This is a genomic window from Streptococcus mitis, assembly GCF_003942765.1.
GTDB classification, from domain to species: Bacteria; Bacillota; Bacilli; order Lactobacillales; family Streptococcaceae; genus Streptococcus; species Streptococcus mitis_BE.
The window spans coordinates 1-17,451 of record NZ_RJNW01000009.1; the positions used below are offsets into that span (position 1 = coordinate 1).

General features: G+C 41.2%; 14 protein-coding genes, 3 tRNA genes and 1 pseudogene. 15 read left to right on the plus strand and 3 right to left on the minus strand.

Annotation, left to right across the window (positions count from 1 at the left end; genetic code table 11):
* Window positions 1–85: 85 nt before the first annotated feature.
* Window positions 86–159 (plus strand) — tRNA-Arg (locus D8849_RS10015).
* Window positions 160–174: 15 nt separating this feature from the next.
* Window positions 175–248: transfer RNA gene (locus tag D8849_RS10020), tRNA-Pro, on the plus strand.
* A gap of 127 nt (window positions 249–375) precedes the next feature.
* Here D8849_RS10020 and D8849_RS10025 read toward each other — a convergent pair.
* A pseudogene (locus D8849_RS10025) lies at window positions 376–1,639 on the minus strand (transposase).
* Between the two features lie 217 nt (window positions 1,640–1,856).
* Here D8849_RS10025 and D8849_RS10030 point away from each other — a divergent pair.
* The 6 genes from D8849_RS10030 (at window position 1,857) to D8849_RS10055 (ending at window position 6,956) form a co-directional block, all read left to right on the plus strand.
* On the plus strand, window positions 1,857–2,768 hold the full coding sequence (locus tag D8849_RS10030) for a DMT family transporter (RefSeq protein ID WP_125386982.1): 912 nt from the start codon (window positions 1,857–1,859) through the stop codon (window positions 2,766–2,768).
* A gap of 228 nt (window positions 2,769–2,996) precedes the next feature.
* Window positions 2,997–3,695, plus strand: coding sequence for a 2,3,4,5-tetrahydropyridine-2,6-dicarboxylate N-acetyltransferase (gene dapD, locus D8849_RS10035; RefSeq protein ID WP_049552476.1), 699 nt, complete (start codon window positions 2,997–2,999; stop codon window positions 3,693–3,695).
* 67 nt (window positions 3,696–3,762) lie between these two features.
* Window positions 3,763–4,893: an N-acetyldiaminopimelate deacetylase gene (locus tag D8849_RS10040; RefSeq protein ID WP_125386983.1), complete on the plus strand. Its 1,131-nt coding sequence runs from the start codon at window positions 3,763–3,765 to the stop codon at window positions 4,891–4,893.
* A gap of 11 nt (window positions 4,894–4,904) precedes the next feature.
* Complete coding sequence (locus D8849_RS10045) at window positions 4,905–5,444, plus strand: 5-formyltetrahydrofolate cyclo-ligase (RefSeq protein WP_125386984.1); 540 nt, start codon at window positions 4,905–4,907, stop codon at window positions 5,442–5,444.
* Window positions 5,428–6,105 carry a rhomboid family intramembrane serine protease gene (locus tag D8849_RS10050; protein WP_125386985.1) on the plus strand — a complete coding sequence of 226 codons (678 nt, stop codon included), beginning with the start codon at window positions 5,428–5,430 and terminating at the stop codon, window positions 6,103–6,105. Before D8849_RS10045 ends, D8849_RS10050 begins: the two co-directional genes overlap by 17 nt.
* Window positions 6,106–6,425: 320 nt before the next feature.
* Window positions 6,426–6,956 (plus strand): ATP-binding protein, encoded by a 531-nt coding sequence (locus tag D8849_RS10055; RefSeq protein ID WP_042749927.1) that lies wholly within the window; start codon window positions 6,426–6,428, stop codon window positions 6,954–6,956.
* Between the two features lie 140 nt (window positions 6,957–7,096).
* Here D8849_RS10055 and galU read toward each other — a convergent pair whose 3' ends face one another.
* Complete coding sequence (gene galU, locus D8849_RS10060; protein ID WP_070480121.1) at window positions 7,097–7,996, minus strand: UTP--glucose-1-phosphate uridylyltransferase GalU; 900 nt, start codon at window positions 7,994–7,996, stop codon at window positions 7,097–7,099.
* Window positions 7,997–8,017: 21 nt separating this feature from the next.
* On the minus strand, window positions 8,018–9,034 hold the full coding sequence (locus D8849_RS10065; protein WP_125386986.1) for an NAD(P)H-dependent glycerol-3-phosphate dehydrogenase: 1,017 nt from the start codon (window positions 9,032–9,034) through the stop codon (window positions 8,018–8,020).
* 204 nt (window positions 9,035–9,238) lie between these two features.
* Here D8849_RS10065 and patA point away from each other — a divergent pair, with 204 nt between their 5' ends.
* The 7 genes from patA to D8849_RS10105 all read left to right on the plus strand — a co-directional run bounded on the left by patA (window position 9,239) and on the right by D8849_RS10105 (window position 17,278).
* Window positions 9,239–10,945 carry a multidrug efflux ABC transporter subunit PatA gene (patA, locus tag D8849_RS10070; RefSeq protein ID WP_125386987.1) on the plus strand — a complete coding sequence of 569 codons (1,707 nt, stop codon included), beginning with the start codon at window positions 9,239–9,241 and terminating at the stop codon, window positions 10,943–10,945.
* 1 nt (window position 10,946) lies between these two features.
* Window positions 10,947–12,713, plus strand: coding sequence for a multidrug efflux ABC transporter subunit PatB (patB, locus tag D8849_RS10075; RefSeq protein ID WP_125386988.1), 1,767 nt, complete (start codon window positions 10,947–10,949; stop codon window positions 12,711–12,713).
* Between the two features lie 138 nt (window positions 12,714–12,851).
* Window positions 12,852–13,541, plus strand: a complete 690-nt coding sequence (locus tag D8849_RS10080; RefSeq protein WP_061590510.1) for a gamma-glutamyl-gamma-aminobutyrate hydrolase family protein — start codon at window positions 12,852–12,854, stop codon at window positions 13,539–13,541.
* A gap of 170 nt (window positions 13,542–13,711) precedes the next feature.
* Window positions 13,712–15,061 (plus strand): glucose-6-phosphate isomerase, encoded by a 1,350-nt coding sequence (locus D8849_RS10090; protein ID WP_000018268.1) that lies wholly within the window; start codon window positions 13,712–13,714, stop codon window positions 15,059–15,061.
* A gap of 129 nt (window positions 15,062–15,190) precedes the next feature.
* Window positions 15,191–16,651, plus strand: coding sequence for a glutamate--tRNA ligase (gene gltX / locus D8849_RS10095; protein WP_125386989.1), 1,461 nt, complete (start codon window positions 15,191–15,193; stop codon window positions 16,649–16,651).
* 13 nt (window positions 16,652–16,664) lie between these two features.
* Entirely contained in the window at window positions 16,665–17,099 is a 435-nt protein-coding gene (locus D8849_RS10100) for a cytidine deaminase family protein (protein ID WP_125386990.1), read from the plus strand.
* A gap of 107 nt (window positions 17,100–17,206) precedes the next feature.
* Window positions 17,207–17,278 (plus strand) — tRNA-Glu (locus D8849_RS10105).
* The last annotated feature ends 173 nt before the right edge of the window (window positions 17,279–17,451 follow it).

The window sequence follows — 17,451 nt, forward strand, 5'->3', positions numbered from 1 at the left end:
GAACTGGCAGACGCACAGGACTTAAAATCCTGCGATTGGTAACGATCGTACCGGTTCGATTCCGGTCCTCGGCATAAACTAATGAGCACCCTTAGCTCAACTGGATAGAGTACCTGACTACGAATCAGGCGGTTAGAGGTTCGACTCCTCTAGGGTGCATTTTTCTATTTAACTCGGGAAGTAGCTCAGCTTGGTAGAGTACTTGGTTTGGGACCAAGGTGTCGCAGGTTCGAATCCTGTCTTCCCGATTCATTACAGAGATATGTAAGCGTATCTTTTTTGTTTAACTAGATATTATATACATTAAGAGAGAATCAGTTTGCTTCTCTCTTTTTTTAATTGGCTCTTTGTTAACTGTAGTGGGTTGAAGAAAAGCTAAGCTCGAGAAAGGCCACATTTTGTCCTTTCTTTTTGATATTTAGGGAGATAAAAATCCGTTTTTGAAGTTTTCAAAGTTTCGGAAACCAAAGGCATTTCGTTTGATAAGTTTGATGAGATTATTAGTCGCGTCCAGTTTGGCATTTGAATAGGGGAATTGAAGGGTGTTGACGATTTTCTCTTTGTCCTTTAGAAATGTTTTAAAGACAGTCTGAAAAAGGGGATGAACCTCCTTTAGATTGTCCTCAATGAGCCCGAAAAATTTATCCGGTTCCTTATTCTGAAATTGAAAAAGCAAGAGTCATAGAAATGATAGTGGTGTTTCAAGTCTTCTGAATAGCTCAAAAGCTTGTCTAGAATTTCTTTATTAGTCAAGTGTATACGAAAAGTAGGGCGATTAAAACGTTTATCACTCAATTTACGACTATCCTGCTGAATGAGCTTCTAGTACCGCTTGAGAGCCTTGTATTCATGAGATTTTCGTTCAAATTGATTCATGATTTGAACACGAACACGACTCATAGCATGGCTAAGATGTTGTACAATGTGAAATCGATCCAACATGATTTTAGCGTTTGGGAGTGAAACAGTCTGGGAGACTGTTTTAGCCTGAGCCTAAAAATTCGAAAGCGAATCTGTTTAGCTAAGGCATAGTAGGAACTAAACAGATCCATAGTAATAATTTTTACCTGACAGCGAACAGCTCTATTGGAGCGAAGAAAGTTATTTCGGATGACAGTTTGTGTTCTACCCTCAAGAACAGTGATGATATTGAGATTATCAAAATCTTGCGCAATGAAGCTCATCTTTCCCTTGGTAAAGGCATATTCATCCCAAGACATAATCTCAGGGAGGTAAGAAAAATCAGGCTTAAAACGGAAGTCATTGAGCTTGCGGATGACAGTTGAAGTTGAAATGGCCAACTGATGAGCAATATCGGTCATAGAAGTCTTTTCAATCAGCTTTTGAGCAATTTTTTGGTTGATGATACGAGGGATTTGGTGATTCCTCTTGACGATAGAAGTCTCAGCCACCATCGTTTTTGAACAGTGATAGCACTTGAAACGTCGCTTTTTCAGAATGATTCTATTAGGCATACCAGTCGTTTCGAGGTAAGGAATCTTAGACGGTTTTTGAAAGTCATATTTCTTCATTTGACTTTCGCAATTAGGACAAGATAGGGCATCGTATTCTAGGTTAGAGATGATTTCTTTATGGGTATCCCTATTGATAACAGCTAAATTCCCAAACTAAGTTCCACCGCTAGTAAAAGTGGAAGTTACTTTGAGAAGTTACCCTTATTGATAGCATCCATAATTTGGATATTAGGATCTTTAATATCGAGTAGTTTTGTGATAAAGTGTAGTTGTTCCATATGATTCTTTCTAATGAGTTGTTTGGTAACTTTTCATTATAGATCTTATGGGACTTTTCTATTGCCACTTTTTTCTTTTTTCCTTTCGTGTTACAATAAAGGTATGAATCAGTATCAGAAAAAGATTGTTAAAGGAACAATTTATTCGCTCCTATCTGGCTTAATCTGGGGAATCTGTGGAATTTTAGGAGAATATTTCTTTACTCATTATCAAGTGTCCTCTGGCTGGATTACCTCTATGCGTTTGACACTGGCAGGGAGTCTTGTGCTCATTTGGTCTGCAGTGCAATTAAAATCGCAAGTGCTAGATATTTGGCGAGATAAGAAAAATTACCTGCCCTTTTTAGCCTATTCTATTTTGGGGATTTTTTCAGTTCAGTATTTTTTCTATCTCTGTGTAGAATACTCAAACGCAGCGACAGCAACTATTTTACAGTTTATTAGCCCTGTCTTTATCCTCTTTTACAATCGCTTGGTTTATCAAAAACGAGCGTCAAAAAGCGCTATTTTTTATGTTTTGGTTGCCATGTTGGGTGTTTGCCTGATGGCGACAAAGGGAGATCTCTCTCAATTATCCATGACACCGCTAGCACTTGTGACGGGTTTGCTGAGTGCCATGGGGGTCATGTTTAATGTTATCTTGCCTCAACCTTTTGCGAAGCGCTATGGTTTTGTACCCACGGTTGGGTGGGGGATGATTTTAGCAGGTTTATTTAGCAATGTTCTCTCACCAGTTTATCAACTTTCCTTTACTCTTGATATTTGGAGTATCTTGATTTGTCTCATTATCGCTTTCTTTGGGACGGCTTTTGCCTTTTTCATTTCTATGAAGGCTGTGTCCTTGGTTTCTCCCTTGGTGGTTTCCGTTATTAGTGCCAGTGAACCTCTCTCTTCTGCCCTTTTGAGTGTTTTATTTTTAGGATTGGTAGTGGATTGGTCCCTTCTTCTAGCTATGGCCCTTATTATTTTGCCCATGATTTTCCTATCGGTAGAAGAAGCGAAAGAAAGTAAATAAAAAGTCTTTTCTTAATTCTAAAAGTGTGCTATACTAGAACAGTCAATAAAACACGGGGAGATAGTTGTGAAGAGTGTTTTTAGGTTGTATCGGTAGGGGCTTGCTTTTACCGACAGCACGTTTTATCTCACATCCCTAAAAATCATACCTAAAAACAAACAAAAAGGCTTCAAATTTGAGGCCTTTTTTGGTAGAATAGGTATCATTAAAATGAACTAGGAGGCGCCTATGACTGCTACAAAAATGAACGCACAAGAAATTATTCAATTTATCGCCAATGCTGAAAAGAAAACCAGTGTTAAAGTAACCTTTGAAGGACAACTTGCAACTGCTGTACCAAGCTCTGTTGTCAAACTAGGGAATGTCCTATTCGGAGATTGGAAGGACGTGGCTCCGCTTCTCGATGGTTTGGTAGAAAATCAAGACTATGTTGTTGAGCAAGATGCTCGCAATTCTGCAGTTCCCTTGCTAGACAAACGTGATATCAACGCTCGTATCGAGCCAGGTGCTATTATCCGTGACCAAGTTGAAATTGGTGACAATGCTGTTATAATGATGGGAGCGGTTATCAACATCGGTGCTGAAATTGGTGCAGGAACTATGATTGACATGGGGGCTATCCTTGGTGGCCGTGCTATCGTTGGGAAAAACAGTCACGTTGGTGCAGGTGCCGTTCTTGCAGGTGTGATTGAGCCAGCTAGCGCTGAACCAGTCCGTGTTGGAGATAATGTTCTTATCGGCGCTAATGCAGTGGTTATCGAAGGAGTCCAAATCGGTAGTGGTTCAGTTGTCGCAGCAGGAGCTATTGTTACCCAAGATGTCCCAGAAAACGTGGTGGTAGCAGGTGTTCCAGCTCGTATCATCAAAGAGATTGATGCCCAAACTCAACAAAAAACAGCGCTAGAGGATGCGCTTCGTACCTTATAATTGTAAAAGTAATAAAGAGGCGGAACCCTTCTTCCAGCCTCTTTCTGCTATATCGGAGGATAGATAGATGTTAGATTTGATTCAGACTAGACGAGATTTGCACCAGATTCCAGAGATTGGCTTGGAGGAGTTCAAGACTCAAGCTTATCTGTTGGATGTGATTGAGAAATTGACTGCGGGCAAGGACTTTGTTCAAGTTCGTACTTGGCAGACAGGGATTTTGGTCTATTTGCAGGGAAGTCAGCCAGAGCGGACCATTGGTTGGCGGACAGATATTGATGGTCTTCCTATCGTTGAACAAACAGGCCTTCCTTTTGCTTCTCAGCACCAAGGTCGCATGCACGCTTGTGGGCATGATTTTCATATGACTATTGCTTTGGGCTGTCTAGAGCACGCTCTTGAGGAGCAACCGAAAAATAATTTGCTCTTCCTATTTCAGCCCGCTGAGGAGAATGAAGCTGGTGGCATGCTCATGTATGAGGATGGTGCTTTTGGGGACTGGTTACCAGATCAATTTTATGGTCTTCATGTTCGGCCAGATTTGAAGGTTGGTCAGATTGCGACCAATACTCATACACTCTTTGCAGGGACTTGCGAGGTGAAGATCCGTTTCAAAGGCAAAGGAGGACATGCAGCCTTTCCACATGAAGCTAATGACGCCTTGGTGGCGGCTAGTTACTTTGTGACCCAGGTGCAGTCAGTGGTCAGCCGAAATGTCAACCCAATCGAGGGAGCGGTGGTGACCTTTGGAGTTTTCCAAGCTGGAACAACCAACAATGTCATCACAGACACAGCCTTTTTACATGGAACTATTCGGGCCTTGACTCAAGATATGAGTCTCTTGGTTCAAAAGAGGGTCAAAACAGTTGCAGAAGGAGTTGCAGCTGCCTTTGATATGGAAGTCGAAGTTGAACTCAAGCAAGGTGGTTACCTGCCTGTTGAGAACAATCCAGCCTTGGCGCGTGAACTGATGGATTTCTTTGAAGAAAAAGACGGAATTGAGTTAATTGATATTGAACCTGCTATGACAGGTGAAGACTTTGGTTATCTCCTTTCGAAGGTAGACGGTGTTATGTTTTGGTTGGGTATCGATAGTCCCTACGCTCTTCATCACCCTCAGATGAGCCCTAAGGAAGAAGCATTAGCTATTGGGGTGGATGCGGTTTCTAGTTTCCTGAAAAAGAAGGCAACAGAGTAGAGGAATTATCTATGAAAGCAGAACTACGCAAGAAAATTTTGCAAGAAATGAAGGCTATCCCTCGAGAGCAAAAACAGTTTATAGACCAAGCTTTAACAGAACGACTTTTACACCATCCCTTTTACCAAGAAGCCAGGGTCATCGCAAGCTACCTCTCTTTTCCTCATGAATTTCAAACGCAGGAACTGATTGAGCAGGCGCTGAAGGACGGCAAGAAGGTTCTGATCCCCAAAACTTATCCCAAGGGGCGCATGGACTTTGTGGTCTATGATCCGCAACAGTTGGTAAAAACTTCCTTTGGCTTACTGGAACCACAGGGAGATTTGGAAGTGGTGGATGCCTCTCAGATTGATTTGATTCATGTTCCTGGTCTGGCTTTTACGACGAAAGGATATCGGATAGGATACGGTGGAGGCTATTATGACCGTTATCTGGAACATTTTTCTGGTCATACTTTGAGTACGATATATCCTTGTCAAATTCAGGACTTTATCCCTGAAAACCATGATATTCCTGTTCAGGAGGTATTAATTGATGAAGGAAATCTTTGATAGACGTTATCCTGTGACGAGTTTCTTCCTTTTTGTGACGGCCTTGGTATTTTTACTAATGTTGGTCACTGCAGGTGGAAACTTCGACAGGGCAGATACATTATTTCGATTTGGAGCCATGTATGGGCCAGCTATTCGCCTCTTTCCTGAGCAAGTTTGGCGTCTCTTCTCTGCCATTTTTGTTCATATTGGGTGGGAGCATTTTATTGTCAATATGCTTTCGCTCTATTATCTTGGTAGGCAAGTAGAGGAAATTTTCGGATCCAAGAAGTTTTTCTTTCTCTATCTATTATCTGGAATGATGGGCAATCTCTTTGTTTTTGTATTTAGTCCCAAATCCTTAGCAGCAGGAGCCTCTACCTCTCTTTATGGGCTATTTGCCGCGATTATTGTTCTTCGCTATGCTACTCGGAACCCCTATATCCAGCAGCTAGGCCAATCTTATCTGACACTTTTTGTGGTTAACATTATTGGAAGTGTTCTGATTCCAGGAATCAGCCTAGCAGGCCATATCGGTGGTGCAGTCGGCGGAGCATTTCTAGCAATTATCTTTCCAGTTCGAGGAGAAAGAAGGATGTATGGTACCAGCCAGAGGTTAGGAGCGGTAGTGTTATTCGTAGGACTCGCAGTTTTGCTTTTCTACAAGGGAATGGGGTTGTGACGACTAATATGTAAACTTGAATAAGAAAAAAAGCTACTTGAAAAATGAGTAGCTTTTAATGGTTTTGGAACTATTCGAACCAACACAGCTCTAAAAATAAGTCTTTGTGTGTAGATGATTTGAGAAAGTGAGCGCCCATTAAGTCATTTGTAAATAAGTTTTTTTGCAGAAAATTGAGAATGGTGTGCTTTTTTATTTCTTTTGTATCGTAAGTTTCTAGAATATAGTGTTGTATCAGTCTTATTATATATTTTAAAAATAGAAAATGTTATAATATTAGAAATTGATTGAAGAATTATTAGAATAAAAGAGGTATAAAGTTGGAAAATTGTGTTTACATTATTTCAGGCCCCCCAGGCGTTGGGAAAAGTACTGTTAGTAAAGAGTTAGCTTATTCTTTTGATAAAAGTGCAGTTATAGAGGGGGATTTGATTTACTTAATGATTAAAGGTGGTATAGTGGCTCCCTGGGAAGATGAGGGCTATTACATGGATTTGTTTTGGGACAATATCATCAGCTTGACCAATAATTTTATAACTCGAGGCATCTCTGTCGTAATAGAGTATGTCATTTTTGAATACCAACTGAAGAAAATTGCTTCTTTCTTAAAAGAAAAACAAATTGGTCTAAAATATTGTGTCTTAATGGCCGAAGAAAAAACCTTGAAAGATAGGGATGATTCTCGAAAAGAAATTGAAAGAGTGGGCAACTTATCAATACAAGCAAGAAGTGAGTTTCTAGCTAAAAATAAGGAGAAGGAAAAACATTTTCTGTATACAGATGATTTAGACGTCCCCAAAATAGCAAATATCATTAAAACTTCAAATCGATTTTTGATTGAAAATCTGTAATCCATCATTAAGGACCGAAGTTGAGTTGGTAGATTTAGAGACATATCTCATAAATCTTTAAATTGTATGTAAATTTGTAAAATAATTAAGTCTCCAGAGTCAACTTGCTGGAGACTTAATTTATTAACTGGAAACTAATTCTATTCCCCCTCAGATAATTCTTTTCCCAATTGGATGAGGTAATCTTTCAAGTCATCTTTGACTTGTGGGTGCTTGAGGGCATAGTCAATAGATGTTTTCATAAAGCCAAACTTATCCCCAACGTCGTAACGAGCTCCTGTAAATTCACGGGCGAAAACACGTTGTGTTTTATTAAGTGTATCAATAGCGTCGGTAAGCTGGATTTCATTTCCAGCACCGGGAGCTTGATTTTCGAGGATCTCAAAAATTTCTGGTGTGAGCAGATAGCGCCCGATAATTGCTAAATCACTTGGAGCATCCTCTGGAGCTGGTTTTTCAACGAAAGTTTCGACACTGTAGAGACCATTAATCCCTTCACCCTGAGGAGCGATAACTCCATATGCTGAAACTTCTTCATGAGGGACAGGCATAACAGCAATTGTTGATGCGTGAGTCGTCTCGTAATCGTTCATCAATTGTTTTGTCAAAGGTACAGCATGGTCATCTGTGATATCCATTAGGTCGTCACCAAGCATGACAACGAAGGGCTCATTCCCTACAAAAGCTTTTGCTTGTAAGACAGCATCGCCAAGACCACGAGGATGGCTTTGACGGATAAAGTGAAGGCGAATGCCAGTTGTTTCGTCTACCAATTTTAGTAAGTCATGTTTGCCTTTTTCTTTGAGGTTGTACTCAAGCTCAAAGTTTGAGTCAAAGTGGTCTTCAATAGAACGTTTTGATTTACCAGTGACAACCAGAATATCTTCAATACCTGATTTAAGAGCTTCTTCTACGATAAATTGGATAGTTGGTTTGTCTACAATTGGCAACATTTCTTTAGCAAGTGCTTTGGTTGCTGGTAAAAATCGAGTCCCAAGTCCAGCGGCAGGGATGACTGCCTTTCTAACTTTTGATGTCATAAGAATCCTTTCTCTAGAGGGTTAAGACCACTCATTTTCTGCTTTAAATTCATTGTTCATGATGTCATAAATGGCATCTTTGATATTGGTTCCGTGGTAGATAACTTGGTAAATAGCCTGTGTAATGGGCATATAGACTCCAAGTTCTTGCGCTAGTTCATAGGCTGCTCGAGTCGTTGAGATTCCTTCGATTACCATGCCCATATTGGCTTCGATATCAGCTAGAGATTCTCCACGACCAAGAGCATCTCCAGCTCTCCAGTTACGAGAGTGGATGGATGTTCCCGTTACAATCAAATCTCCCACACCAGATAAGCCGCTATAGGTCAATGGATTGGCACCGAGTGCTACCCCTAGGCGGGTAATTTCTGCCAAGCCTCGAGCGATGATGGCTGCCTTAGCGTTGTCACCAAATCCTAAACCATGTAAGGCTCCAGCACCGACAGCGATAATGTTTTTAAGAGCACCAGCGGTTTCGACCCCGATAACATCCGTATTGGTATAAAGTCGGAAGTAGTGATTACTAAAGAGTTCTTGAACGTATTGAGCGGTTTGTAAATCTTTAGAAGCAGCAGTGATTAAAGTTAGGTCACGCACAATGGTTTCTTCTGCATGACTAGGTCCTGAAACAACGACAATATCACTGCGGAGATGTTCAGGAATTTCTTCTTCAAGGATAGTTGATAATCGTTTATGGCTATCAGGTTCTAATCCCTTTGATGCGTGCATGATGATAGCCTTATGGTCCAAGGTTTTTGCAACTTGTTGGGCAACAAGTCGTGTCACTTTTGTTGGGACAACAAACAAAATCGCATCTACATCTTTCAGTGCCTCTGCTAAGTCGGTGTAGGCAATGATATTTTCATCTAGAACGACATCTTTAAAGTAGTGTTTGTTAGTATGATTGGTATTAATTTCATTGATTTGTTCGGGAAGATTTCCCCAAATACGTATCTCGTGTCCATTGTCATTTAAGACTTGTGAAAGGGCAGTTCCCCAAGAACCAGGCCCCAAGACGGCGATGGTTTGTTTTTCCATATTCCCCTCCTTTATAACCTTCTTTTTACTATTTTACCATAAAAAACTTTATCATGCATTACTGTAGATGAAAGCGCACTAATTTGTATCAAGGAGACTTCTTTGACAAGTTCTCACTTTTTTGCTAGAATAACATCACACAAACAGAATGAGAAGGAGCTGACGCATTGTCGCTCCCTTTTGTCTATTTTTTAAGGAGAAAGTATGCTGATTCAGAAAATAAAAACCTACAAGTGGCAGGCTTTGGCTTCGCTCCTGATGACAGGCTTGATGGTTGCTAGTTCACTTTTGCAACCGCGTTACCTGCAGGAAGTGTTAGACGCCCTCCTTGCTGGGAAATATGAAGCTATTTATAGTATCGGGGCTTGGTTGATTGGTGTGGCCGTGGTCGGTCTAGTTGCTGGTGGGCTCAATGTTGTCCTCGCAGCCTATATTGCCCAAGGGGTTTCATCTGACCTTCGGGAGGATGCCTTCCGTAAAATCCAAACCTTTTCTTATGCTAATATTGAACAGTTTAATGCGGGAAATCTAGTCGTTCGCATGACAAATGATATCAACCAGATTCAGAACGTGGTCATGATGACCTTCCAAATTCTTTTCAGACTTCCCCTCTTGTTCATCGGTTCGTTTATCTTGGCGGTTCAAACCCTACCTTCTCTGTGGTGGGTGATTGTTCTCATGGTGATCTTAATTTTTGGTTTGACTGCTGTCATGATGGGTATGATGGGGCCTCGTTTTGCCAAGTTTCAAACCCTTCTTGAACGCATCAATGCCATTGCCAAGGAAAATCTGCGTGGGGTTCGTGTGGTCAAGTCCTTTGTCCAAGAAAAAGAGCAGTTTGCTAAGTTTACGGAGGTTTCAGACGAGCTTCTCGGTCAAAATCTTTACATCGGTTATGCCTTTTCAGTAGTGGAACCTTTCATGATGTTGGTCGGTTATGGGGCAGTATTCCTCTCTATTTGGCTAGTTGCAGGGATGGTTCAGTCGGATCCATCAGTTGTTGGCTCCATTGCTTCCTTTGTTAATTACCTGAGCCAGATTATCTTTAGCATTGTCATGGTTGGATTTTTGGGAAATTCTGTCAGTCGTGCTATGATTTCCATGCGTCGTATTCGAGAAATTCTGGACGCAGAGCCAGCCATGACCTTCAAGGATGTCCCAGATGAAGAGTTGGTCGGCAGTCTTAGCTTTGAAAATGTGACCTTTACCTATCCAATGGACAAGGAACCGATGCTGAAAGATGTGAGCTTTACTATCGAACCTGGTCAAATGGTTGGCGTAGTTGGAGCAACTGGTGCAGGAAAATCAACCTTGGCTCAATTAATTCCACGTCTCTTTGACCCACAGAAAGGGGCCATCAAAATCGGAGGCAAGGATATTCGAGAAGTGAGTGAAGGAACCCTGCGTAAAACAGTTTCTATCGTTCTTCAGCGTGCCATTCTCTTTAGTGGAACGATTGCAGATAACTTGAGACAGGGTAAGGGAGATGCCACTCTATTTGAAATGGAGCGTGCAGCCAATATTGCCCAAGCCAGTGAATTCATTCATCGTATGGAGAAAACCTTTGAAAGTCCAGTTGAGGAACGGGGAACCAATTTCTCTGGTGGGCAAAAGCAAAGGATGTCGATTGCTCGTGGAATTGTCAGCAATCCACGTATTCTGATTTTTGACGATTCGACCTCGGCCTTAGATGCCAAGTCAGAGCGCCTGGTTCAAGAAGCCTTGAATAAGGACTTGAAGGGAACGACAACTATTATCATCGCGCAAAAGATTAGCTCGGTTGTTCATGCAGATAAAATCTTGGTTCTAGATCAAGGACGATTGATTGGTCAAGGTACGCATGCAGACTTGGTTGCCAACAATGCTGTTTACCGTGAAATCTACGAAACACAGAAAGGAAAGGAGGAGTAAAATGAAGACAGTTCAATTTTTTTGGAATTATTTTAAAGTCTATAAGCTATCATTTGTAGTTGTTATCCTGATGATTGTTCTGGCAACTCTTGCCCAAGCCCTCTTTCCGGTCTTTTCTGGACAAGCAGTGACGCAGCTAGCTAATTTAGTTCAAGCTTATCAAGATGGCAATCCAGAACTTGTTTGGCAAAGTCTATCAGGAATCATGGTCAATCTTGGCCTGCTGGTTTTAGTTCTGTTTATCTCCAGTGTGATATACATGTGTCTCATGACGCGCGTGATTGCAGAGTCGACCAATGAGATGCGTAAAGGCCTCTTTGGTAAACTTGCTCGGTTGACGGTTTCTTTCTTTGACCGCCGACAAGATGGCGATATCCTGTCTCGTTTTACCAGTGATTTGGATAATATCCTCCAAGCCTTTAACGAAAGCTTGATTCAGGTCATGAGCAACATCGTTCTATATATTGGTCTGATTCTTGTCATGTTTTCGAGAAATGTGACGCTGGCTCTCATCACCATTGCCAGCACACCAGTTGCCTTCCTCATGCTGATTTTCATCGTAAAAATGGCACGCAAATACACCAACCTCCAGCAAAAAGAGGTAGGGAAGCTCAACGCCTATATGGACGAGAGTATTTCAGGCCAAAAAGCTGTCATTGTGCAAGGGATTCAAAAGGATATGATGGCAGGGTTTCTTGAACAAAATGAGCGCGTGCGCAGGGCAACCTTTAAAGGAAGAATGTTCTCAGGAATTCTTTTCCCTGTCATGAATGGGATGAGTCTGGTCAACACAGCCATCGTTATCTTTGCTGGTTCGGCCGTTCTATTAAACGATAAGACTATTGAAACAAGTACAGCCCTAGGTTTGATTGTTATGTTTGCACAATTTTCACAGCAGTACTACCAGCCTATTATTCAAGTTGCGGCTAGTTGGGGAAGCCTTCAGTTAGCCTTTACAGGTGCTGAACGAATTCAGGAAATGTTTGATGCAGAGGAAGAAATTCGACCTGAAAAGGCGCCGACCTTTACTAAGTTGCAAGAAGGTGTTGAAATCAGTCATATTGATTTTTCATACTTACCTGATAAACCTATTTTGAAAGATATCAGCATTTCTGCCCCTAAAGGCCAGATGACTGCAGTTGTTGGGCCAACAGGTTCAGGGAAAACGACTATTATGAACCTCATCAATCGCTTTTATGATGTTGATGCTGGTGGTATTTATTTTGATGGTAAAGACATCCGTGACTACGACTTGGATAGCCTCAGAAGCAAGGTAGGAATTGTTTTGCAGGATTCGGTCTTATTTAGTGGAACGATTCGAGACAATATCCGTTTCGGTGTGCCAGATGCTAGTCAAGAAATGGTTGAGGCAGCAGCCAAGGCAACCCACATTCACGACTATATCGAAAGCTTACCTGATAAATACGATACTCTTATCGATGATGACCAGAGTATCTTCTCAACTGGGCAAAAGCAATTGATTTCTATCGCTCGAACCTTGATGACAGATCCAGAAGTTCTCATTCTAGATGAAGCAACTTCAAACGTAGATACGGTGACAGAAAGTAAGATTCAGCATGCCATGGAGGCAGTTGTAGCAGGTAGAACCAGTTTTGTCATTGCCCATCGTTTGAAGACCATCCTCAATGCAGACCAGATTATTGTGCTTAAAGATGGAGAAGTCATTGAACGCGGTAACCACCATGAACTCTTGAAACTAGGTGGATTCTATTCAGAACTTTATCACAATCAATTTGTCTTTGAATAAGAAAGAAGTTGTCCTATGTGGGCAGCTTTTTCTTGTCCATAAAAAATATTTATCACAGCCTTAAAAAAAACATATTAGACGAAAGTCATTTTGAGTGATATGATAGGACTATCGTTAATATTCGAAAGGAGAGGCATCATGGCTAGAACGGTTGTAGGAGTTGCTGCAAATCTATGTCCCGTAGACGCAGAAGGTAAAAACATTCACTCATCTGTATCTTGTAGATTCGCAGAGAGCATTCGTCAAGTCGGTGGTCTCCCTTTAGTCATTCCTGTTGGTGATGAGTCAGTTGTACGCGATTATGTGGAAATGATTGACAAACTCATTTTGACAGGAGGCCAAAATGTTCATCCTCAGTTTTATGGAGAGAAAAAGACCATCGAGAGCGATGATTACAATCTAGTCCGTGACGAATTTGAATTGGCTCTCTTGAAAGAAGCGCTTCGTCAGAATAAACCAATTATGGCAATCTGTCGCGGTGTCCAACTTGTCAATGTTGCCTTTGGGGGAACCCTCAATCAAGAAATTGACGGTCACTGGCAAGGCCTACCTTTCGGAACATCTCATTCTATTGAGACAGTAGAAGGAAGCGTAGTGGCTAAGCTATTTGGAAAAGAAAGTCAGGTCAACTCCGTCCATCGTCAAAGTATTAAAGATTTGGCACCTAATTTCCGTGTAACTGCTATTGATCCAAGAGACCAGACCATCGAAGCGATTGAGTCTATCGATGAGCACCGCATTATCGGTTTGCAGTGGCATCCAGAGTTTCTGGTTAATGAAGAAGATGGCAATTTAGAATTATTTGAGTATTTATTGAATGAACTGTGACGACTGGGACATCTGGTCGTTCTTTATTTTATTTTTTCAAAATTTTTGGAATGTGGCATTTTTACGCAAACGTTTGAATTCTGATAAAAATTGGAGAAATTCGACAAAAAAACTTGAAAAAAACGAAGGTAAGCGTTATGATAGAAAAGAAGAAATATTGGAGGAATAACATGTCACATATTAAATTTGATTATTCAAAAGTTTTAGACAAATTTGTTGCACCACATGAAGTGGAATACATGCAATCACAAGTAACAGCAGCAGATGAATTGATCCGTAAAGGAACTGGTGCTGGTAGTGACTTCTTGGGATGGTTGGACCTTCCTGAAAACTACGACCGCGAAGAATTTGACCGCATCTTGAAAGCTGCTGAGCAAATCAAGTCAGACAGCGATGTTTTGGTTGTGATCGGTATCGGTGGATCTTACCTTGGTGCCAAAGCAGCAATCGACTTCTTGAACCACCACTTTGCAAACTTGCAAACAAAAGAAGAACGCAAGGCTCCACAAATCCTTTACGCAGGAAACTCAATCTCATCTACTTACCTTGCTGACTTGGTGGAGTATGTTGCAGACAAAGATTTCTCAGTAAACGTGATTTCTAAATCAGGTACAACAACTGAACCAGCGATTGCTTTCCGTGTCTTCAAAGAACTCTTGGTTAAGAAATACGGTCAAGAAGAAGCTAACAAACGTATCTATGCAACAACTGACCGCCAAAAAGGTGCTGTTAAGGTTGAAGCAGACGCTAACGGTTGGGAAACATTTGTTGTTCCAGATGATATCGGTGGACGCTTCTCAGTATTGACAGCCGTTGGTTTGCTTCCAATCGCAGCATCAGGAGCTGACATCAAAGCCCTTATGGAAGGTGCGAATGCAGCTCGCAAAGACTACACTTCAGATAAAATCTCTGAAAACGAAGCTTACCAATACGCAGCCGTTCGTAACATCCTTTACCGTAAAGGCTATGCAACTGAGATCTTGGTAAACTACGAGCCATCACTTCAATACTTCTCAGAATGGTGGAAACAATTGGCTGGTGAATCAGAAGGAAAAGACCAAAAAGGTATCTACCCAACTTCAGCCAACTTCTCAACTGACTTGCACTCACTTGGTCAATTTATCCAAGAAGGAACTCGTATCATGTTTGAAACAGTTGTTCGTGTTGACAAACCTCGTAAAAACGTGATTATCCCTAGCTTGGAAGAAGACCTTGATGGACTTGGTTACCTTCAAGGAAAAGACGTTGATTTTGTAAACAAAAAAGCAACTGACGGTGTTCTTCTTGCCCATACAGATGGTGATGTACCAAACATGTATGTGACTCTTCCAGAGCAAGACGCTTTCACTCTTGGTTATACAATCTACTTCTTCGAATTGGCTATCGCCCTTTCTGGTTACTTGAATGCTATCAACCCATTCGACCAACCAGGTGTTGAAGCTTATAAACGTAACATGTTTGCCCTTCTTGGAAAACCAGGATTTGAAGAATTGAGCAAAGAACTTAACGCACGTCTATAGTATAGAAGAAAAGAGTGGTTTGCCCACTCTTTTTACTCTCTTTATTCATAGAAATTGGACTCAGCCAAGACTTGTGATATAATGTAGAGAGCAAAAAGGCAGATGCCTAGAGACTTTATAGGAGAAACTATGTCAAAAGATATCCGCGTACGTTACGCACCAAGTCCAACAGGACTACTACACATCGGGAATGCCCGTACAGCATTGTTTAACTACTTGTATGCACGCCATCATGGTGGAACATTTATCATTCGTATCGAAGATACTGACCGTAAACGCCATGTCGAAGATGGGGAACGCTCACAGCTTGAAAACCTTCGCTGGTTAGGCATGGATTGGGATGAAAGCCCAGAAACACATGAAAACTACCGCCAGTCTGAGCGTTTGGACTTGTATCAAAAATACATTGACCAACTATTAGCTGAAGGAAAAGCCTACAAATCTTACGTTACAGAAGAAGAGCTGGCAGCTGAACGCGAACGCCAAGAAGCAGCTGGTGAAACACCTCGTTATATCAACGAATACCTTGGTATGAGTGAAGAGGAAAAAGCGGCTTATATCGCAGAACGTGAAGCTGCTGGCATCATACCAACAGTTCGCTTGGCGGTCAATGAGTCAGGTATCTACAAGTGGCATGATATGGTCAAAGGTGATATCGAATTTGAAGGTGGCAATATCGGTGGTGACTGGGTTATCCAAAAGAAAGATGGTTACCCAACATACAACTTTGCCGTTGTCATCGATGACCATGATATGCAAATTTCTCACGTAATCCGTGGAGACGACCACATTGCTAATACACCAAAACAGCTCATGGTTTATGAAGCACTTGGTTGGGAAGCTCCAGAGTTTGGTCACATGACTTTGATTATCAACTCTGAAACTGGGAAAAAATTGTCTAAACGTGATACCAACACCCTTCAATTTATCGAAGACTACCGTAAAAAAGGTTATTTACCAGAAGCAGTCTTTAACTTTATTGCTCTTCTTGGTTGGAACCCAGGTGGCGAAGATGAAATCTTCTCTCGTGAAGAACTCATTAAACTTTTCGATGAAAACCGCCTCAGCAAGTCTCCAGCAGCCTTTGATCAGAAGAAACTCGACTGGATGAGCAATGATTATATCAAGAATGCAGACCTAGAAACTATCTTTGAAATGGCAAAACCATTCTTAGAGGAAGTAGGCCGTTTAACTGATAAGGCTGAAAAATTAGTTGAGCTCTATAAACCACAAATGAAATCAGTAGATGAGATTATCCCATTGACAGATCTCTTCTTCTCAGATTTCCCAGAATTGACAGAAGCAGAACGCGAAGTAATGGCGGGGGAAACAGTCCCAACAGTTCTTGAAGCCTTCAAGGCAAAACTTGAAGCGATGACAGATGATGAATTTGTAACAGAAAATATCTTCCCACAAATCAAAGCTGTTCAAAAAGAAACAGGTATCAAAGGGAAAAATCTCTTCATGCCTATTCGTATCGCTGTTTCAGGTGAAATGCATGGACCAGAATTGCCAGATACGATCTTCTTGTTAGGCCGTGAAAAATCAATTCAGCATATTGAAAATATGTTAAAAGAAATCTCTAGATAAGAAGGATGTAACAATGGACATCTGGGAAAAGATGTACGAAGAAGCACAGAAACTATACAATCCACATGAAGTGTCAGACTTTGTCTATGCCAATCATGTCGTTGCCGCAGTAGAAGCAGAAGATGGGCAAATATTTACAGGTTTCTGTATGGAGGGAACCTATGGTGTGTTCCATCTCTGCGCAGAGCGCGCGGCACTCTTCAATATGTACCAATTTTCAGGGAAAACTAAGGTTAAAAAAGTCTTAGCCTTTCGAGACAAACCGCCTTATGGTGGAAGTTCAGGAATGCCCTGTGGAGCTTGCAGAGAATTCCTTTTAGAGTTGAACGCTGAAAATAAAGATGCAGAATTCATGATGGATTACGATAGAAGAAAGATAGTGAAAGTCGCAGAACTAATGCCCTATTGGTGGGGAGAAGAACGTGCTTCTAAGTTTAATAATCAATAGAAGAGTCAGTATAATTCTGGCTCTTTTTACTTAATTTGAAAAAAACAGAAAAAGGTGTTGACAAAGTTAGAAAAGTCGGTATAATAGTAAGAGTTGAAAATAACTCAGGTCCGTTGGTCAAGGGGTTAAGACACCGCCTTTTCACGGCGGTAACACGGGTTCGAATCCCGTACGGACTATGGTGTATTGTGGTTGAGGCACTTGATGAAAAAAGTTAAAAAAGTTTCAAAAAAGTGTTGACAAGCGAAAGTGGCTGTGATATACTAATATAGTTGTCACTTGAGAGAAGTAAGTGACAAAGACCTTTGAAAACTGAACAAGACGAACCAATGTGCAGGGCGCTATAACTAAG